The 17,794-nt window shown below is 61.4% G+C and carries 19 protein-coding genes; 7 read left to right on the top strand and 12 right to left on the bottom strand.

Features of this window, described 5'->3' with window-relative positions; all coding sequences use genetic code 11:
- Position 1 precedes the first annotated feature (1 nt).
- Positions 2–1,180, bottom strand: a complete 1,179-nt coding sequence (locus ACTHND_RS12090) for an efflux RND transporter periplasmic adaptor subunit (protein ID WP_440178199.1) — start codon at positions 1,178–1,180, stop codon at positions 2–4.
- The gene (locus tag ACTHND_RS12085; protein WP_440178198.1) at positions 1,180–2,433 is read right to left on the bottom strand and encodes a TolC family protein; all 1,254 of its coding nucleotides are present in this window, start codon (positions 2,431–2,433) and stop codon (positions 1,180–1,182) included. The genes ACTHND_RS12090 and ACTHND_RS12085 overlap by 1 nt, the downstream gene beginning before the upstream one ends.
- A gap of 749 nt (positions 2,434–3,182) precedes the next feature.
- Here ACTHND_RS12085 and ACTHND_RS12080 point away from each other — a divergent pair.
- From ACTHND_RS12080 to ACTHND_RS12065, 4 genes are all read left to right on the top strand, one after another.
- Entirely contained in the window at positions 3,183–3,434 is a 252-nt protein-coding gene (locus ACTHND_RS12080; RefSeq protein ID WP_440178197.1) for a metal/formaldehyde-sensitive transcriptional repressor, read from the top strand.
- A 3-nt stretch (positions 3,435–3,437) separates the two neighbouring features.
- Positions 3,438–4,580 carry a nickel/cobalt efflux transporter gene (locus ACTHND_RS12075; protein WP_440178196.1) on the top strand — a complete coding sequence of 381 codons (1,143 nt, stop codon included), beginning with the start codon at positions 3,438–3,440 and terminating at the stop codon, positions 4,578–4,580.
- Positions 4,580–5,188, top strand: coding sequence for a cation transporter (locus tag ACTHND_RS12070; RefSeq protein ID WP_440178195.1), 609 nt, complete (start codon positions 4,580–4,582; stop codon positions 5,186–5,188). The genes ACTHND_RS12075 and ACTHND_RS12070 overlap by 1 nt, the downstream gene beginning before the upstream one ends.
- A gap of 149 nt (positions 5,189–5,337) precedes the next feature.
- On the top strand, positions 5,338–5,844 hold the full coding sequence (locus tag ACTHND_RS12065; RefSeq protein WP_440178194.1) for a DUF305 domain-containing protein: 507 nt from the start codon (positions 5,338–5,340) through the stop codon (positions 5,842–5,844).
- 4 nt (positions 5,845–5,848) lie between these two features.
- Here the strand turns inward: ACTHND_RS12065 and ACTHND_RS12060 are convergent, their stop codons facing one another.
- The 8 genes from ACTHND_RS12060 to ACTHND_RS12025 form a co-directional block, all read right to left on the bottom strand.
- Positions 5,849–6,979, bottom strand: a complete 1,131-nt coding sequence (locus tag ACTHND_RS12060) for an acyltransferase family protein (protein ID WP_440178193.1) — start codon at positions 6,977–6,979, stop codon at positions 5,849–5,851.
- Between the two features lie 118 nt (positions 6,980–7,097).
- The gene (gene copD, locus ACTHND_RS12055) at positions 7,098–8,039 is read right to left on the bottom strand and encodes a copper homeostasis membrane protein CopD (RefSeq protein ID WP_440178192.1); all 942 of its coding nucleotides are present in this window, start codon (positions 8,037–8,039) and stop codon (positions 7,098–7,100) included.
- Between the two features lie 5 nt (positions 8,040–8,044).
- Positions 8,045–8,407: a copper homeostasis periplasmic binding protein CopC gene (copC, locus tag ACTHND_RS12050; RefSeq protein WP_440178191.1), complete on the bottom strand. Its 363-nt coding sequence runs from the start codon at positions 8,405–8,407 to the stop codon at positions 8,045–8,047.
- Positions 8,408–8,433: 26 nt separating this feature from the next.
- Positions 8,434–9,192: a copper resistance protein B gene (locus tag ACTHND_RS12045; RefSeq protein WP_440178190.1), complete on the bottom strand. Its 759-nt coding sequence runs from the start codon at positions 9,190–9,192 to the stop codon at positions 8,434–8,436.
- Positions 9,182–11,248, bottom strand: a complete 2,067-nt coding sequence (locus tag ACTHND_RS12040) for a multicopper oxidase domain-containing protein (RefSeq protein WP_440178189.1) — start codon at positions 11,246–11,248, stop codon at positions 9,182–9,184. The genes ACTHND_RS12045 and ACTHND_RS12040 overlap by 11 nt, the downstream gene beginning before the upstream one ends.
- Positions 11,249–11,318: 70 nt before the next feature.
- Complete coding sequence (locus tag ACTHND_RS12035) at positions 11,319–11,708, bottom strand: hypothetical protein (protein WP_440178188.1); 390 nt, start codon at positions 11,706–11,708, stop codon at positions 11,319–11,321.
- 86 nt (positions 11,709–11,794) lie between these two features.
- Positions 11,795–14,233 carry a copper-transporting P-type ATPase gene (locus ACTHND_RS12030; RefSeq protein ID WP_440178187.1) on the bottom strand — a complete coding sequence of 813 codons (2,439 nt, stop codon included), beginning with the start codon at positions 14,231–14,233 and terminating at the stop codon, positions 11,795–11,797.
- Positions 14,234–14,242: 9 nt separating this feature from the next.
- Positions 14,243–14,536, bottom strand: coding sequence for a metal-sensitive transcriptional regulator (locus ACTHND_RS12025; RefSeq protein ID WP_440178186.1), 294 nt, complete (start codon positions 14,534–14,536; stop codon positions 14,243–14,245).
- Between the two features lie 346 nt (positions 14,537–14,882).
- Between ACTHND_RS12025 and ACTHND_RS12020 the strand changes: the two genes are divergently transcribed.
- The 3 genes from ACTHND_RS12020 to ACTHND_RS12010 all read left to right on the top strand — a co-directional run bounded on the left by ACTHND_RS12020 (position 14,883) and on the right by ACTHND_RS12010 (position 16,940).
- A complete protein-coding gene (locus ACTHND_RS12020) occupies positions 14,883–15,158 on the top strand; it encodes a helix-turn-helix domain-containing protein (RefSeq protein ID WP_440178185.1) in 276 nt (91 codons plus the stop codon).
- Positions 15,155–16,384: a type II toxin-antitoxin system HipA family toxin gene (locus tag ACTHND_RS12015; protein ID WP_440178184.1), complete on the top strand. Its 1,230-nt coding sequence runs from the start codon at positions 15,155–15,157 to the stop codon at positions 16,382–16,384. Before ACTHND_RS12020 ends, ACTHND_RS12015 begins: the two co-directional genes overlap by 4 nt.
- 151 nt (positions 16,385–16,535) lie before the next feature.
- Positions 16,536–16,940: a helix-turn-helix domain-containing protein gene (locus ACTHND_RS12010; protein WP_440178183.1), complete on the top strand. Its 405-nt coding sequence runs from the start codon at positions 16,536–16,538 to the stop codon at positions 16,938–16,940.
- A 247-nt stretch (positions 16,941–17,187) separates the two neighbouring features.
- Here the strand turns inward: ACTHND_RS12010 and ACTHND_RS12005 are convergent, their stop codons facing one another.
- Together ACTHND_RS12005 and ACTHND_RS12000 are read right to left on the bottom strand one after the other, a co-directional pair.
- Positions 17,188–17,403 (bottom strand): hypothetical protein, encoded by a 216-nt coding sequence (locus ACTHND_RS12005; RefSeq protein WP_440178182.1) that lies wholly within the window; start codon positions 17,401–17,403, stop codon positions 17,188–17,190.
- A gap of 99 nt (positions 17,404–17,502) precedes the next feature.
- Positions 17,503–17,784, bottom strand: a complete 282-nt coding sequence (locus ACTHND_RS12000) for a pyocin activator PrtN family protein (RefSeq protein WP_440178181.1) — start codon at positions 17,782–17,784, stop codon at positions 17,503–17,505.
- Positions 17,785–17,794 lie beyond the last annotated feature (10 nt).

The following is a 17,794-nucleotide window of genomic DNA, read 5'->3' as shown; positions in this document are numbered from 1 at the left end:
CCTATTCCTCCTCTGCGCTCTTGCTGATTTCGGCCTTCAGGAGGAAGGCGTTCTTCGTGGCGATGGCCGAGCCGGAAGGCAGGCCCGAGACGATCTCAATCCGGCCGCCGCTACGCTGGCCAGTAATGACCGCCTGAGGCCTGAAGCCGTCCTTCGTACGAACGAAGACCACGTCCTTGCCGTCCACGGACTGAACAGACTCTTCCGGCACGACGATCGCCGAGGTGCCGCCGGTGGCGGCGCCGGAAAGGAACATGCGCACGCGCACGCTGCGGCCCGGAACGAGCTGGGCGCCCGGCGCGTCGATCACTGCCGTGGCCGTACGCGTTGCCGCGTCCAGCGCCGGAGTAACCGATCGCACCCGGCCTTCGACGGTCTGGCCGTCACCCATGTCGATCGAGACGCGGTCGCCCGGCGCGACGCGAGGCGCGTCCACGGCGCTGATCGCAGCTTCGACCTGGGTCTTGGCTGGATCGGAGACTCGGAACAGTTCGGTTTCAGGCTGGACAAAAGCGCCCAGGCTTGCCGTCGCGGCGGTGATACGGCCAGAGATCGGGCTGATCACACGCGTACCGCGTCCATCCGAGGTCACGCCGGCATTGCTGGCGGCGATATTGGCCCGGCTTTGGTCGGCCTGAGCGGCGGCGGCTTCGGCAACAGCCTGCTCATATTCGGCCTTTGGCGTGATGCCTTGCTCGAACAGAGACTTTTCGCGGGCGAGGGTCTGCTGCGCGAGGGTCGCCTTGGCGGCGGCTGAGCGCCGATCGGCGGCGATCTGGGCAGCGTCATTGCTGCTAACCAGTGCAAGGCTCTCGCCTGCTTTGACCGGGTCTCCGAGACGCTTGAATATTTGCGTAACCGTGCCGCCGGCGCGGGCTGTCATGACCGCCTGGCCCGACGGCGCCGACATGACGGACCCCTGGGCCAGGATTTCGGAGGACAAACCTCCGGCGTCGACGGTCTGGACGAGGATGCCAGCTTGCTGGATCGTCTCTGCCTTAACCGTGAGCGCTTTTGGAGCGGCAGGTTCGGCGGCTTCTTCGGCGGCTGGTTTTGGCGTGGCCGGCGAGGTCATCTTGGCGATGCCGAAACCGAGCAAGGCGGCGACGATCACGGCTGCGGCAACGCCGCCATACAGACCTTTGTTGGTCGTTTTCTTCGGGAAGGTTTCGTTGCGCATCAGAGATCTCCGAACGGGGCGACGCCCTGCAGACGATCGAGCGTCGCTTCGGCGTTAAGGCGTTCGACGCGAGCGTCGAGGGCTTGCGACCTGGCATCGGTCAGGGCGCGGCGGGCGTTGAGGACTTCAGAAAGGGGAATCTTGCCGCTTTCGTAGCCAATCCGTGTCAGCCGGTAGGCTTCCTCGGCAGTGGCCTGCGCATTGCGTGTCGCGGTGACGTGCGTACGCGCGGCGAATAGGGATGCCATCGCGGAACTCGTTTCCGAGATCGCGTCGAGGCGGGCCTGCTCAAGTCGGGCCAGTGCGGCGTCGCGTTGCGACCCTGCGGCGGCGATATTGCCGCGATTGCGATCGAAAACGGGGAACGGCATGCTGACGCCGCCCACCAGTGCGCTCGTGCGATCGGCCTGAAGTCTGCGGACGCCTAAGGATACCGTTGCGTCCGGAACGCCCAGGCTTTTTTGGACGTTGATCTGGGCCTGAGCGCTGTCGACGTCAGCTTTTGCCGCCAGATAGGACGGGGTCTTCAGCGGGTCCACGTCCGGAGGCGTTTCATTGACATCGGCATGTGCAAGAATGTCTTGCGAAACCGACGTGAAAGGCACAGGCGAACCAGAAATCGCCGTGAGCCTGGCGAAGGCTTCGGCACGCGCAGCCTTGGCTTCGTCGACTTCGGCGCGCGCGGCTTCGGTCGCCGCTCGGGCCTGAGCCTGCCGCAATTGCGCTTCCTTGCCCGCATCGACCAGGGCCGTAACGCGGCGGTCGTCCTCTTCCGTCAGGGTGAGGGCGTCCGTCGCGAGCGTAAGTCTTTTATCGGCGGCTTCAGCCTGAATATAGGCAAGCGCCAGGTCGTAACCGTAGTCGGCGACTGTCTGGGACTTCTGGGCTTGCGCGGCGCCAACACCCGCACGTCCTGCCTGAATTCGGGCAGATCGCTTTCCGCCCAGTTCAAGCGTTTGGTCGATTGAGAAAGTCGTCTCGGCCGACCTGAAGTCGCGGTAGGAGGCTCGGCCGCCGAAGTTTTCCGATTGCAGGTTTAAAGACGGATTTGGCCGCGCCCGTGCCTGGGTCAGGAGGTGGTTGGCCTGATCGACGTTGGCGCTGGCTTCGCGCAGACGAGGGGCGTTGGCGGATTGAGCAAGCAACTCTTTATACGGCGGTGCCGTGTCGGCGAGCGCCGTGTTAAAACACAGCCCCCACAGACAAGCCACCGCCACCGCTGCCATGAGCGGCTTTGGGGACATGAATGTCATTAGATCCTCTGGATATTGAGAAAAATGTGCGGATTCATCGCGTCACCAGGTGACGCAGGCGCACTCAGCCTCGTGGAGGCTGTTCAATATCCGAGGGTCCGGCTTGCTCAAGCTGAGGACCGTTACCTGGACGCGCAAGGCGCGCGGAAAACGTCGAGGGGAAAGCAATGTTCAGATAGTTGTCGACCGCTCCCATCTGGAAGCATCCACCGCAATGATGATGATGCGGAACCGGTATGCTATCATGCGCCAAGCCACTCTCGACGTCGGTTGAATTGCAGACCGTCTTGGTAGTACATGTGTCGGCCCATCCACCGTCTGCGACCATCACTTCGCCAGCGGCTTCATGCTGAAGGGCGATAAACGCTTCCGCTTGGGGTGCCATTGAAATCATCAGGCCAAACATAGCGCACAGAACACCTAGCGCGTTTCGCACGTGGCAGATGTTGGCAAAGATGGTTATCAGCCTGAACAAAAGCGTTGATCCGGTAGGCAGTGGGAGCCTTTTGAATACACACGAACATAGGCGAAGACCAGTAACAAAACTATAAATTGGACGAATATGTTTCGACATTCGGGCTAGTGTTACTATGTTTCAAATCTTTTTGATTGGTTTAATAACGTAATTTCTTCCGTGGCAGGGAAACGAAGGGTCGGGAAGCTGGCGTAACGATCAAACAAATTGATATAGGGTAGGGGGCTATCCTATTTATCAAACTATGTCACACGCTGAATCCGAAAAACAGAAGATGCTCGCTCGGGTCCGTAGGATCAGAGGGCAGGTCGAGGCTATTGAACGGGCGTTCGAGGCCGAGGCCGACAGCGAGAAGATCATGCATCTGATCGCCGGCGCCCGTGGCGCGATTTCCGGCCTGATGGGAGAGGTCATCGAACACCATATTCGTTACCATCTGGTCGATCATCTCAAGCATCCGGGCGCGCTCGATGCCGACGCGCAAGAAGCGCTGATCGATGTCATCCACACCTATGTGAAGAAATAAGCCGTGAACGATTTTGCCCATCTGCTGCAGCAAGGCGCAGGTAATGCGTGGCTGTTCATTCCTTCTGCAATTCTGCTCGGAGCGCTGCATGGTCTCGAGCCCGGACATTCCAAGACTATGATGGCCGCCTTCATCGTCGCGGTTCGTGGAACGATTTGGCAGGCAGTGCTGTTGGGGCTCTCCGCGACGGTTTCGCATACCGCCATCGTCTGGTTGATTGCGCTCGGCGGCCTCTATATGGGCCAGGCTTGGAACAGCGAGGCTATCGAACCCTATTTTCAGGTCGCGTCAGCGGTCATCATGCTCGGCGTCGCGATTTGGATGATCTGGCGCACATGGTCGTCCAGCCGTATCGATAAAGGGCATCACCATCATCACGGTCATGGTCACCACCATAGCCACGGACATGACGAGACACGACGGATAGAGACCGGTCATGGGCGGGTAAGGTTGGAGATCTTCGAAGAAGGCCAGCCGCCGAGATTTCGACTTTACCGCGAGGCCGGGGATTCATGGCGAGCCGACGAGGTCCAGGTCGAGACGGTGCGTCCAGACGGAAGGGCACAGGTTTTCACCTTCGTTCAGAAGCATGGCTTTCTGGAGTCGATCGACGACATTCCTGAGCCGCATGCCTTTTCGGCGCGGCTCGTGCTTGGCCATGTCGGACACAGCCATAGCTATGCCCTGACCTTTGCTGAACACGACCATGATCTTGACCACGCATATAAACCAAGTGGTGTTACGGCCGGATTCGCCGGTGCTGAGGGATATGCGGATGCACACGAACGCGAGCATGCCGAGGATATCGAACGCCGCTTTGCAGGCCGCGCAGTCACGACCCCGCAGATCATCATGTTTGGACTGACCGGCGGATTGATCCCTTGTCCGGCCTCGATAACCGTCTTGCTTCTCTGTTTGCAGCTCAAACGGATCGCGCTCGGCGCCACCCTGGTGCTGTGTTTCAGCATCGGCTTGGCGATGACTATGGTGGCGTCAGGCGTATTGGCGGCTGTCAGCGTTCGGCACATGTCCAAACGCTTCAAAGGGTTCGGAAAACTCGCGAACCGCGCTCCATATCTGTCTGGCGTTTTGATTGCGTTTGTCGCGCTTTACGTTGGCTGGACCGGCCTTCGGGCGATCATCTGATGGCTCAAAGCAACGACGATGTCGCGGAGAACGCAGCCCTCCGCAGGGCCGTGGCAGTAGTGGCGGCCGCTAACCTCGTCTATTTTTGCATCGAGTTCACCGTCGCTCGGCATATCGGGTCCGTATCGCTGTTCGCCGATAGTGTCGATTTTTTCGAGGACGCGGCGGTTAATGTCTTGATCGCCGTCGCGATGGGTTGGTCTGAGCGTCTCAGGGCACGGGCCGGCATGGCGATGGCCTTGATCTTGCTCCTTCCGGCCACCGCTTTTATTTGGACCGCATGGCAGAAGTTCCACACTTTCGCACCGCCTGAGCCCTGGCTTCTTTCGGCGACTGGACTCGGGGCCCTCGCTGTAAACCTGGGCTGCGCTTTCCTTCTGGCGCGTTTCAGGCACCATAAAGGCAGCCTGACAAAGGCGGCTTTTCTGTCGGCGCGGAACGACGCCATCGCCAATGTAGCGATCATGCTTGCCGGAGCGGTAACCCTAGTCTGGCACTCGGCCTGGCCCGACCTTGTCGTTGGTTTTGGCATTGCGTGGATGAACCTCGACGCGGCCAAGGAGATATGGGAAACCGCAAGGAAAGAGCGCCAGTCGGCCGAAGTTTAGGAGCCGGATAAATTCACCCATCTGTATGTTCGGCCTGACCGCCCCCTTGATACTGACCATATTCATACAGCAAACAGACATATCCGAAGTGAATACTTACACGAGTAGGCATAGCGGTATTTCCATATCCTTAGGGAATGGAGATCGACATGGAGATGTCTTACCGCCGGTTCGGCGTAATGATCGGAATATCTACCGTCGTCATGTACGGCCTGATGTTCCTCAATACCTATGTCCTCGGCGATGTCGAATTCAGCCAGACCCGCCTATGGATGGCGGTCCTGATGGGCGCGGCGATGGCCGTCGTTATGATGCTGTTCATGTGGCCTATGTACAAAAATAAGAAAGCGAACGCGGCCATTATCGCGGGAGGCGCGATCGCCTTCATTGCTGCCTTATGGCTGGTGAGAAGCCAGGCGACGGTGGGCGATGTCGGTTACATGCAGGCCATGATCCCGCATCACTCGATCGCCATCATGACCAGCGAACGCGCACACATCAAGGACCCCCGCGTGCGCAAGCTCGCCGACGGCATCATCGATGCCCAGGTTCGTGAGATCAAGGAAATGAACGGCCTTATCAAGGACCTCAAACAACATCCGCCGTCCTCCCAGTCCCCGGACCTGCGTCCGCCGACAGATGGCCGCGACCGCTGAGCGCTCAGTCGGAAACCGCGGCCTTCGATGACGGGCCGGACGGCCAGCGCAGGCGCTTGTTGACATCGAGGCGTTTACCCCGGCCGGCGGTCAGGCGGCGCATCCAGTCCCGCGCCGGGCGTTCAACGAGGTGATGCATCACCATGGCGGCGGGAACGACGCCGGTAAACATGGCCAGCCAGACAGGGAGCGGCATATGGCCTGGAGCCATATGCGCAAACTTCTGCAGCCCCTCGCCGATCACGAGCTGCCACGGGATGCACACCATGTAGACCGCAAAGCTGACCTCGCCGAGATAGACGAGGGCGCTGTGCGACAGAATCGTCGCGCCGTGGCGGGCGGCGGCGCCGAGCCCAAGGATGAGGCCGGCGCATGCAGCGACCGAGACATAATCGGGCAGGCCAAAGGAGGTGGAGGCGACGAGGCCAAGAACTGAGGCACCTGCGAGGATCAGGGTTTGCGCTTTCGTCTTCAGGACGTCCGCACGCCAGGCGAGCCAGAGTGCGCAACCCAGCGCGAAGCACGGTACGATGCGCAGGGCGCCCCAGAAGATGGTTGCGCTGGTGAGGCCGAAGCCGGCAACACGCGGAAACACGATGTAGAGTCCAACCAGCAAAGCGGCCGCGAGCCCGATCGCCAGGCGAGGGCGGTTCCAAAGTGCACCGGCGGCAAGGGCGAAGGCGGGAAAGGTCAGATAGGCGAACCACTCCGCCGAGATCGACCACGACGGATGGTTCCAGCCGCCGTGCGGGGCCAAGCCCCAGGCTTGAGTCAGGGTCAGGTGCGCGGGCAATGACGACCAGACGATGAGTTTGTCGCCGGCATGGACACCGACAAGGGACAGGAACAGGATGAGGGCCGCCAGGCCCGCCATGATGGCGAGGTGCAGCGGATAGATACGCGCCAGCCGCGCCCACAGGAATTCCCGGTAGCTGAAGCGGCGTTCGCGGAAGCGCTCAAGGTAGACATGGCTCAGGATGAAGCCGGACAGGACGAAGAACAGTTCGACGCCGAGATATCCCTTGCTGACGAAGGCCGGCATGGCCGAACCGAGGTCAGGCCAGAAATGATAGCTCACCACCCAGATGGCGGCGAAGATGCGCAGGGCCGTCAAGGGCTTCAGGTTTTGCGGCATGGCGTGTCCCAGAATACGTCAAATGCGAGAGGTCGTTTCGCTTCGTGAGCGAAAGTGCAAGAATTGGGCCCAGGGCGCTTCCCTAAGAACCGGCGGGTAAGGCGGGTGCGGAGAGCGGTCATGAGGCGCCAGGCGGTTCCAGCATGCCGAAGACCGCGACGAGCAGGAGGATGGCCACTCCCGCGACGGATTCGATGGTCAAGCTCCGGCGCAGGGCCGAGACGGCGCCGGCCTGAGCGGCGGGGTTCGTCGCATTTTTGAGGGCCGGCGTCAGGCTGAAGCGGTTCTTGGCGGCCAAGGCGAGCATCGCGGCGAAAAGGGCAATTTTCAGCGCCAGGAGATTGCCGTAGGCGGAGGTCAGCAGTCGTGGCAGACCGCCCAGGCCGACCAGGAAGTAGCTGTTGACCAGGCCCGTGATCACGAGCAGGGCGACCATGAGTGTGCCGGTCGTTGCGAAATCCGCCAGGGCCTTGGCCATGGCGCTGCGGTGGGGTTCGACGACGGCCGTGGGACGCCTCAGAAGCGCGTAAAATCCGGCCAGGGCGCCCAGCCAGACGCCCGCGGCTATAGAATGGATCATGTCGTTGACGAGGTGGACGGTACCGGCCGTGCCGTCGTCGGCGGCACCGTGGCCGGTGAAGGCGAAACTTGCCAGCGCCAGGAGCCCCACCAGGTAATGGAAGGCGAACGACAGGTTTCCGGGACGGCGCAAGGCGACGAGCGAGGCCAGGACGCCCAGGCCGATGCGCACGGCGATGGCGTGACTCCAGCGGGTGTCGAATAGCACGGTTTGGATGGCGGGCAGGTCGAGCTTCGCCAGCGGCAGTCCGTTCATGGTCGCCGACTGCGCCAGCAGCGAAAGGATGGCGCCGGCGAGCAAGGCGATCGCGGCGCCGAGGAAGAGCGGGCCCGGCCAGTCCAGTTGGCCGGCCGAAGCCTCGCCCGAACGGGGCAGGCTGATCAGGGTGAACAAGGCGGTTCCGAAGAGGATGACGGCGCCTCCATATTGCAGGAGGCGCGCCAGGTCGGCCGCGATCAGGCTTGCCCAGTCCATCGGCATGATTCCTACTTCACCGTGAAGGTGACGGTGCCGGTCATGCGGTGACCGTCATCGGTGACGGCCACCCAGTTGACCTTGTAGGCGCCGGGCGCCAGCGGCTTCGACGGCATGGCGTGCAGGACCTTGCCGCCGTCAGCAATCGCGACCTGGACATCGACCTTGGTGCCGTCGGCCTTGACCACTTCGAACCCGGACATCTTGTCCGTCAGCTTTTCGCTGAAGGTCAGCATGATCATCTGGGGCGAGGCGGTCACGGCCCCTTCGGCGGGCATCGACTTCAGCAGATGGGCATGGGCGAGCGCGTCGGTGGCCGCCAGCGGCATGGCGAGGATGGCGGCGGCGGCGAGGGTACGAATGAGGGTTTTCATGATGATAGTCTCCTGTTGAGGGTTGTTTAGAACATCCACCGGATGCCGGCGCTGACGCGCGTTTCATCCGGCTTTTCCCCGCGAGCGCGGGCATAGTCAGCCGTGGCGCCATATGTCTGGCGATAGGTCACGTCGATATAGGGCGCGAACTCCCGGCGGAATTCGTAGCGGGCCTGGAGGCCGAGGCTCGCATCGGTGATGCCGGTGCCAAGACCTGCGATAGGATCCGTGCGGGTATTGAAGTTGACCTCCAGGCGTGGCTTCAGGATCAGCCGCTGCGTCAGCAGCCACTCATTCTCCTGGCGCAGGCGGGCGCTCACGGCGCCATCGTCGCGGACGAACAGATGGGCCTCCGTCTCGAACCAGTAGGGTGCAAGGCCTGTAATGCCACCGACCAGGTAGGTGTGCGCCTTGCCGCCCGGAACGTCGGGTTTGAGGTCGTAGCGGATACCGGCCTGTGCGTCCCAATAGGGAGCGATATTGCGTCCGTACATCGCCCAGGCTTCGGCATGGGCGATCTTGCCGTCGGTGACCTCGCCCTCGCTTTTCAGCCAGAGCCGGTTGATATCGCCACCGCGCCAGCCGTCGAAATCCCATGCTCCGGTATCGATGCCGTGGCTGCGGGACAGATCGGTCTCCAGGATGAAATTGTGATAGGTCGCGGCCTTGTGCATGTCGGCCATCGTGTCCATCGCCGGTGGCTGGTCGGCGTAAGCGGTGCCGGCAAGCGCCAGTCCGAAGACGAGTGCGGCTCCAGAGAGTGCCCATTCGGTTCTAGTGCGCATGACCCTGATCCTTTCCGGTATTCGTCTGGCCCATGTCCATATGGCTCATGTCCATTCCGGGCATCGACATGTCGTGCTTTGCGGCGGGTTTGGCGGGCGCTGTCTTCTTGGGCTTCGGAGGTGATTTTTTCGGATGCGCTGGCTGCGCACCGGAACTGGCCCCCATGTCCATTCCGTTCATGCTCGGACCGTGGCTGTCGTGCTGATCATGATCCTTTGCGCTGGTGTTCGCGGTCGTATCATCACCTTTCATATCCATACCGGGCATCGCGTCGGACGAAACGGATCCCGTCGCCTTCGGCCCGTTCGATGGGCCAGCGGCATCCGGGGCGGACATGGTCATTCCCGGCATAGCGTCGTTGCTCGCGCCAGCCGGCGGCTGTTGCGGCTTGTCCATCTTCATTCCCGGCATGCTCGTCCCGGGCATGTCCATGCCGGGCATCGTATCGTGCGGCGGCGAGGCCGGCGGCGGCGCACCTGGCTCTTCGACGACCAAATCGGTCATCATGCCCGAGATCATGTGGTTCATGAGGTGGCAGTGGAAGGCCCAAGTGCCTTCGTTATCCGCCGTCAGGAGGACCGAGACGGTCTGCCCGGGCGGCACGATGACCGTATGCTTGTTCGGCATCTTGTCCACGGGCTGGCCGTTCTCGAGTTGCACGAACATGCCGTGCAGGTGCATCGGGTGCGCCATCATGCTGTCGTTGACGTAGGTCAGGCGGACACGCTCATTATAGGCGACGTGAATGCCCTCGGCCGGATCGAAGGTCTTGCCGTTCATCGTCCAGACGTAGCGCTCCATATTGCCGTCGAGCACGACCTTGATGTCGCGCGTCGGCTCCCGGGCGTCGGCTTGCTCCCCAGCATACTTCAGATCGCTGTACGCCAGGATTTTGGTGCCGGCCGGAGCGTGAGCGTCGGACCAGCCGGACGGCTGATCCATCAGGGACATGTCCATGTTCGGATCGTCCTTCATCATCTTCGCCATGTTCATATCGGACATGGTGAGGATGGCGCGTGGACGCTGCGCCGGCACGTCGCCCCGCATGCCTTCGCGCGGGGCAAGGGTGCCCAGCGCGAAGCCTGTACGGTCGAGGCTTTCGGCGGCGATCGTGTAGGCCTTGTCTTCGGTCGGTTCGACAATGACGTCGTAGGTTTCGGCGTTACCCATGCGGAATTCGTCGACCGTCACAGGCTCGACCGGCTGGCCGTCGGCGGCGACAACCGTCATCTTCAGGCCCGGGATGCGGACATCGAACATGGTCATGGCGCCGGCATTGATGAAGCGCAGCTTGACCTTTTCACCGGGCTTGAAGAGACCGGTCCAGTTCTCCTGAGGCGACAGACCGTTGATCTCAAAGGTATAGCCTTCGACATCGGCGAGATCCGTGGGGCGCATGTTCATCTTTCCCCACATGCCGGCCATCTGGGTTGCCTTGGCGAAGCCCATGGTTTTCACGTCATGGAAATAGTCGCCGACGGTTCGCCGGTGATACTGGTAGTAGTCGGCATTGCCCTTGAGATGGGCCTGGATCTGCGCTGCGGTCTCGGGCGACTCATCCGACAGGATGATGACGTAGTCCTTGTCGGCCGGAACCGTCATCGCGGCGTCCTTCGATCCAGCAGCCGGATCGATGACCAGCCCGCCCAACAGGCCGTCCTGTTCCTGGCCGATCGAGTGGGCGTGGTACCAGTAGGTACCCGACTGCTTGATATGGAAACGATAGGTGAAGGTCTGGCCGGGCTTGATGCCGTCGAACCCGTTGAAGCCGGGAACGCCGTCCTGGCTGCCCGGCACGACCATGCCGTGCCAGTGGATCGAGGTGTCAGCCTTCAGCGTGTTGGTGACATGGACGACCGCGTCGTCGCCTTCGGCGAAACGCAGGATGGGCCCGGGCATCGTGCCGTTGATGGTGATCTTGGGCGTCATATGCCCGCCGACCGATATGGGCCGGCTGCCTATAGTGAGATTATATTCGCGGGTTTCGGCATGGGCGAGCAGCGGCGCGGCCGCTACCGTCGTCATGGCGAACACCCAGTAAGGAAGGTGTTTCATTGCTTTGATCCTGGAGAAAAACAGAGGAACGCGGGCGCAGCCGCGCCCGCTCACGATCTGCGGTTAAGGATCAGGCTTTGGGCGGTCGGATCAATGTGTCCGCATGAAAGGACACGAGTGTCTGGCCCTCATGGTCGCCAACTATCGTAGAGTCGACGTGCAAAGGCGCTGCAATTACTGCGGCCAGCATCGGCGGCGTCGCTGGGCAGTGGCTCAAGGGGCAGTTGCAGCCATCGGCACAGCACCCGCCGGAATGGCCACTCGACCTGTGCTTTTCGGTCATGGCCTTGGCGGATTGGGCGGCCATCGCCTTGGCGCAATCTTCACTCATCCCGTCCATCGCCATCGTGGCGGCCGCCTTTACGGGATGTGCGGGCATGGCCTGGGCATGCAGGGGCGACGATACCGTCACGAAGACGAATATCAGCGCCATCACAATGCGGGTCCAGAGCTTTGCCATCACGGCGATATAACCAGACAGGGGTTAAAAGGAAATGTGACCTTGAGTCCCACCAGCATACCCCGGTGGGGTAAATCCAGCAAGACCTAAAGACGCACGGAGCGAATACGCAGGCTGTTGCCGATGACGCTAACCGACGACAAGGCCATAGCCAAGGACGCGACGATGGGCGACAGCAGCAGTCCGAAGGCGGGATAGAGCACGCCCGCGGCCAGGGGGACACCGATAAGGTTATATCCGAAGGCGAATACGAGGTTCTGCTTGATGTTCGTCATCACCGCCTTGCTCAAATTCCTTGCCTTGACGATGCCATCGAGATCGCCCTTGATCAGGGTGATGCCCGCGCTTTCCATGGCGATATCGGTGCCGTTGCCCATGGCGATGCCGACCGTGGCGGCGGCAAGCGCCGGCGCGTCGTTGACGCCGTCTCCGGCCATGGCGACCTTGCGTCCGGCACGGATCAGGGTTTCGACGACCTCGGCCTTCTGGTTCGGCAGGACGTTCGCCTTGACCTCGTCGATACCCAGGGCTTGGGCGACGGCCCGCGCGGTCTCGGCGTGGTCGCCTGTGAGCATGACGAGTTTCAGGCCATCGGCCCTCAGCACCTTCAAGGCATCGGCCGTAGACGGTTTAACCGGATCGGCGACAGAGATGACACCGGCGGGCTTGCCACCTATGAAGGCATAAACGACCGTCTGTCCCTTCTCGCGCAAAGGCGCGGCCAAGGCTTCCAGTTCGGCCGCATCGCCGAGCAGGGTGGCATTGCCGAGCTTGACTTCGACGCCGTCGACCGTGCCGGTCACGCCCTTGCCAATAGGCGAGTCGAAGTCGGAGACCGGCAGTAGCGCGACGCCTTCTTCCTTGGCGCCATCGACGATGGCACGCGCGATCGGATGTTCGCTTGCGGCCTCCAGTGAGGCTGCCAGGGACAGGAGGCGGCCGGTATCGAATTCGGCAACCGTCTGGACGTCGATCAGTTTTGGTTTGCCCTCGGTGAGCGTGCCGGTCTTGTCGAGCACGAGCGTATCGACGCCCTTGAAAGCCTCCAGCACGGCGGCGTCGCGGACCAGGATGCCGGCGCGCGCGGCGCGGCCGGTGCCCGCCATGATCGACATCGGCGTGGCGAGGCCGAGTGCACATGGACAGGCGATGATCAGTACGGCGACGGCGGCCAGGATGGCGTGGCCGAGCCTGGGCTCCGGCCCCCAGACCATCCAGGCGGTGAAGGTCACGACCGCCGCCAGCACGACGGCCGGAACGAAATAGCCGGAGACGATATCGGCGACGCGCTGGACCGGTGCGCGAGACCTCTGGGCCTGGCCGACGCGGGCGACGATCTGCGCCAGCAGCGTGTCATTCCCCACTCGGGTGGCTTTCATGACGAAGCTGCCGGACTGGTTGACCGTGGCGCCGGTAACCTTGTCGCCAGCGACTTTCTTAACCGGCATCGGCTCGCCCGTGATCATCGATTCGTCGACGTGGCTCGATCCTTCGACGACCTCGCCGTCGGTCGGAATCTTTTCTCCGGGACGCACACGTAACAGGTCGCCGGCCACGACCTTTTCGAGCGGGACCGTCTCTTCCTGGTCGCCATGGAGCCGGTGTGCGGTGGCGGGCGCCAGGCGCAGCAGGGCGCGTATGGCGTCGCCGGTCTGCGACCGCGCCTTCAGTTCCAGCACCTGGCCCAGCAAGGCCAGCGTCGTGATGACGGCGGCCGCCTCGAAATAGACGTCCGGCCCCATGCCGCTCATGTGCGGAAAGGCATCAGGCAGGAGCGTCGCGACCACGGAATAGGACCAGGCCACCAGCACGCCCAGCGCGATCAGGGTGAACATGTTGGGATTGCGGGTCTGAAGCGATTGCCAGCCCCGTTCGATGAACGGCCAGCCGCACCACAGGACGGCGGGTGTCGACAGCAGCAGTTGCACCCAAATCGAGACAGTGTCCGGAACCAGACGCGACAGTCCGAAATGAGCGCCCATGGCGAGGACGGCGACGGGCAGGCTGAGCGCGGCGGCGATCCACATGCGCCGCGTCATATCCTTCAACTCGTGGTTCTCGGTCTCATCGAGCGTGACGACCTCGGGTTCGAGGGCCATGCCGCAGATCGGACAACTGCCTGGGCCTTCCTGACGGATTTCCGGGTGCATCGGGCAGGTATAGATGACCTTTTCGCCGGCCTTGGGCTGTGGCGCTGGCGATCCAACGGGTCTGCCGTTAGCGCGGCCATGGTGGCTATGACCGGCCATCTCACCTTGTCCTGAAGCATGGCTGCACGAATGGCCGGCGTCCGCGGAGGCGGTATCCCTGGAATCCGGTAAGGCCGTTGCCGCGTCGTCGGCGGGCACAAGGTTCATATGGCAGATCGGGCATTTCCCCGGGCCATCCTGTCGGACGTCGGGGTGCATCGGGCAGGTGTAGACCTTGCCCGAGCCTTCTGGTTGCTGGTGATGACCGTCATGATTATGGCAGCACGCGGCCTTCGCCTCACCGGTATGGGCAGGCGTCTTCGGTTCCATCGTCATTGGCTCGACCTATTCGTATTTCTTAAGGAGCGTCAGGATTTCGCCCACCTGCTGATCGCGCAGTTTCTCGTCGTCGCAGCAACTGGTGCGGGACAGGCAGGAGCGCATATGGGTTTCAAGTACACTCAGCTCGATCGTTTTGAGCGCGCTGCGTGCGGCACGTAGCTGCGTCATGATGTCCACGCAGTATTCACCCTTGGCGATCATGCGCTTGACGCCTTCAAGCTGGCCGATGGCGCGGTTCAGGCGCGGCGTCTGCTCGACGTGCGAAGGATGTTTGGTCTCGGCGGAAGGAACTTGCATTATAACCTCATATACCCGTGAGGGGTATATATACCCGCCGGGGGTATAACGCAAGCGGTCGATGGCATATTAGGTGGACTTGTCTCTCGCGCACCTTTGGGGGCAAGAAGAGTCCTGTTTTGATCAGGATCACCGCCACGCGGACGTCATGTGGCTCGCCGGCGCCGCGACGACAGGCGCGGATGCAGGCGGAAAGTCCATTGGGTGTTCAAGTCCGCCACTGCTCCGAAGACATCGAAATGCAAAACATATTAGTCATTTCGATAGACTGGACTGTCATTACCTAATAAATTTGACATTTTGGCAATGCCTTATATGTTAGGCACAAAGCGAGTAAATGTAATTTGTGCCTAACATATTGGACATGGTCATGGATCTCGAAACCATAGGCAAGACAATAGCCGAGCGGCGGCGGCAGGGCGACCTGACGCAAGCGCAACTGGCCAATCGTGCCCGTGTCAGCCGCGCGACCATCACTGCACTCGAGACGGGGGTCCAGAGAGAACTGGGGTTCAACAAACTCATGGGCATCCTGGCGGTGCTGAAACTCGATCTCAATCTGACCGAAGCGAACGCTGGACGGCCGACCTTGGAAGACCTGCAGGGGGAGGGCGGGCAATGATCCGCGTCTGGAGCGATGCGCTGAATGCGGGTTTGCTGGACCGGCATGGCGCCAATGGCGCTGCGTTTGCCTATGCTGCGGAGGCGCCACCGGCCAGGGCCGTTTCATTGACCATGCCGGTCCGCCTGGCCAGTTGGGATCAGAAATTCGGCATCCACCCAATTTTCGAGATGAACCTGCCCGAAGGATATCTGAAGGAAAAGCTGCGACTGGCTTTTGCCAAGGCTACGGGCACATTCGACAGCCTGGATCTCCTCAGCATCGTCGGACGCTCCCAAATCGGCCGGTTGAGATATACGGCGCCGGATGCGGCCCTCGATGATCAGGTTCCTTTCCAATCCGTCGACGACGTGCTGAAGCGTCGGCGCGACGGCGAGTTGTTCGACTACATGATGGACCGGTTCGCCGCCTATTCGGGAATCGCCGGCGTCCAGCCCAAGGTCATGATCCGCGACGAAAAGGCGGCCCAGGTCCTGGACGGACGAAAGTCGCAGAGTGTCCAGGGCGCGACCCACATCGTGAAGTTCTGGGATCCGAAAGAATATCCGCATCTGGCCGCGAACGAATATTTCTGTTTGCTTGCGGCAGAAAAGGCAGGCTTGAAAGTGCCCCGCCGTCGCCTTTCCGAAGACGCGTCGGCCCTGGTCGTGGATCGATTCGACCTGCGCGCGGACGGCAGCTATATGGGCATAGAGGACTTTTGCGTCCTGAATGGCAAGGGAACCGAGAAGAAATATGAGGGCGGCTACGAGACGGCGGTCTTCAAGCGGCTCAAGGATTTCGTTCCTGCCGAAGCGCAGCGCACCGAACTCGAAAAGCTGTTCACCTTGTTCGTTCTCAACGCCGTCGTGCGCAATGGCGATGCGCACCTGAAGAACTTCGCCTTGACCTATGACAAGGTCGAGGGCGAGGCGAGGTTGGCGGACGTCTATGACATCGTGACGACGACGGTCTATCTGCCGAAGGACACGATGGCCCTTACGCTGGACGGTACGCCGAATTGGCCGGATCTGAAGCAATTGACCAGACTCGGCACCGTGCGCTGCGGCCTTTCGCCCAAGGAAGTCGCAAAGATCATGGACCGCGTCGGAACCGCTGTGTCGGAAGCGCGCAGAGACTTGCGGGCCTATGCCAGTGACGATCCGAGTTTTGTTGATGTAGCGTCCGCGATGGAGGCGCAATGGGAGACCGGGATGCGCCAGTCGCTGGGCACCGGGGGGCGATGATATCGGCTTGGCGACCGTACAAGCCGCTGTGGGCACTATCGCCTTTTCACGGTACATTTTTTGCACCCAGGCGTAATATTGGCTCCTCGATGTACCGTTTCAGGTTGCTCATTGGACAGGTCTAGGTGCCCTTTAAGATGGTGAGCAAAACATGGCGTTTGACGACAAAGCCCCCAATCCGGTCGACCTGCATGTAGGCGGCCGTGTTCGCATGCGGCGGAAGTTCCTTGGCCTTAGCCAGGAAGGATTAGGAGATCATCTCGATCTCACCTTCCAGCAGGTCCAAAAGTACGAGCGGGGCTCGAACCGCATCAGCGCGTCGAAGCTTTATCAAATCTCGAGTGCGCTCAAAGTGCCCATAGCCTATTTCTTCGAAGGTTACGGCGACGGACAGGCGCCCGACGGGTTCAGCGAAAGCGCGTCGGAGCAATTCGTCCGCGGCTTCCTGATGACAACGGAAGGCATCGAACTGGCCGAGGCCTTCCCCAGGATCAGGTCTGCCAAGCACCGGCGCAAGATCCTCGACCTCGTACGGGCGCTCTCCGAGGAAGATTGAGGCGCCATGCGGCATATGCGGGTGCGGCCTCAGGCGTCCTGGACGACCGCTTCGTCACCCAGGTCTTCGATCGACGGTTCCACCTGGCCGAATCTCGATGCCGCCAAGGAAATTTGGAAGGCTGTACACCAGAGACAGTAATCGGCAGAGGCCTTATGTCGATGCGAAGCTATCGAAGAGGAAGGCAATTCCTTGCCCAAAAGGCGCGGACGATGACCCCGGATCGTTAATGAAGACCTGGCCCAAACTATTGACGGGCCTGCCTGCTGGCCAATGTCATTGTTGTGCCAAGCATCTCCATGGCGTCCGCCCGTGACTTGCCTACCTGGCCGCTCAAGGCGACATCGACCATGATTTCCGATAGCGCCGCATTGATAAGGGCGTTCGGCTTACCATCGATGAGGTGATCGATCTTTCGCTTGATCTGGCTGTATAGGGCATATGCGGCAGTCCGGTCGTCCATTCAGGCCTCCAATTGCTTAAGAAGATCACGGATTCCCCGTTCTGCATATCACCCGTGCGGGTGACGGTGGACTGAAACGGACAGTCATGATCGGCGCCTTTAATGGTGGCGATAGCCATCGGTCGAAAACAGGGCTTTCATCTCCTTCCGCGCGGCCTCCGTCCGTGCATCGAGATAGGAGGCGAGGTCCTGGAGATGGACACCTTTGGCGCACTTCTGGCTGCCCTCGATGCGCACCAGCGGGATGGCGATGTCGCCGCTCGATATCTTGGCGATGAGCTTCACCGGCGTCAGGTGGCTGAAATAATCCCGGCACACCATCTCGATCGGGATCACGGCTCTTCCATCGTATTGGGCCAGCAGCAGGAATGCGGTGTTCATGGATGCCTCC

Source organism: Asticcacaulis sp. (assembly GCF_051954415.1).
Lineage (GTDB): Bacteria > Pseudomonadota > Alphaproteobacteria > Caulobacterales > Caulobacteraceae > Asticcacaulis.
The sequence above is the reverse complement of the archived record's forward strand: the minus strand, read 5'-3'. Positions and strand labels throughout refer to the sequence as shown.

Bases quoted from the DNA above. Each gene is read 5' to 3' on its own strand.
- ACTHND_RS12090 (WP_440178199.1), bottom strand. From the start codon at position 1,180: ATGCGCAACGAAACCTTCCCGAAGAAAACGACCAACAAAGGTCTGTAT.
- ACTHND_RS12085 (WP_440178198.1), bottom strand. From the start codon at position 2,433: ATGACATTCATGTCCCCAAAGCCGCTCATGGCAGCGGTGGCGGTGGCT.
- ACTHND_RS12080 (WP_440178197.1), top strand. From the start codon at position 3,183: ATGCTCGCTCGGGTCCGTAGGATCAGAGGGCAGGTCGAGGCTATTGAA.
- ACTHND_RS12070 (WP_440178195.1), top strand. From the start codon at position 4,580: ATGGCTCAAAGCAACGACGATGTCGCGGAGAACGCAGCCCTCCGCAGG.
- ACTHND_RS12065 (WP_440178194.1), top strand. From the start codon at position 5,338: ATGGAGATGTCTTACCGCCGGTTCGGCGTAATGATCGGAATATCTACC.
- ACTHND_RS12060 (WP_440178193.1), bottom strand. From the start codon at position 6,979: ATGCCGCAAAACCTGAAGCCCTTGACGGCCCTGCGCATCTTCGCCGCC.
- copD (WP_440178192.1), bottom strand. From the start codon at position 8,039: ATGCCGATGGACTGGGCAAGCCTGATCGCGGCCGACCTGGCGCGCCTC.
- copC (WP_440178191.1), bottom strand. From the start codon at position 8,407: ATGAAAACCCTCATTCGTACCCTCGCCGCCGCCGCCATCCTCGCCATG.
- ACTHND_RS12045 (WP_440178190.1), bottom strand. From the start codon at position 9,192: ATGCGCACTAGAACCGAATGGGCACTCTCTGGAGCCGCACTCGTCTTC.
- ACTHND_RS12040 (WP_440178189.1), bottom strand. From the start codon at position 11,248: ATGAAACACCTTCCTTACTGGGTGTTCGCCATGACGACGGTAGCGGCC.
- ACTHND_RS12035 (WP_440178188.1), bottom strand. From the start codon at position 11,708: ATGGCAAAGCTCTGGACCCGCATTGTGATGGCGCTGATATTCGTCTTC.
- ACTHND_RS12030 (WP_440178187.1), bottom strand. From the start codon at position 14,233: ATGACGATGGAACCGAAGACGCCTGCCCATACCGGTGAGGCGAAGGCC.
- ACTHND_RS12025 (WP_440178186.1), bottom strand. From the start codon at position 14,536: ATGCAAGTTCCTTCCGCCGAGACCAAACATCCTTCGCACGTCGAGCAG.
- ACTHND_RS12015 (WP_440178184.1), top strand. From the start codon at position 15,155: ATGATCCGCGTCTGGAGCGATGCGCTGAATGCGGGTTTGCTGGACCGG.
- ACTHND_RS12010 (WP_440178183.1), top strand. From the start codon at position 16,536: ATGGCGTTTGACGACAAAGCCCCCAATCCGGTCGACCTGCATGTAGGC.
- ACTHND_RS12005 (WP_440178182.1), bottom strand. From the start codon at position 17,403: ATGGACGACCGGACTGCCGCATATGCCCTATACAGCCAGATCAAGCGA.
- ACTHND_RS12000 (WP_440178181.1), bottom strand. From the start codon at position 17,784: ATGAACACCGCATTCCTGCTGCTGGCCCAATACGATGGAAGAGCCGTG.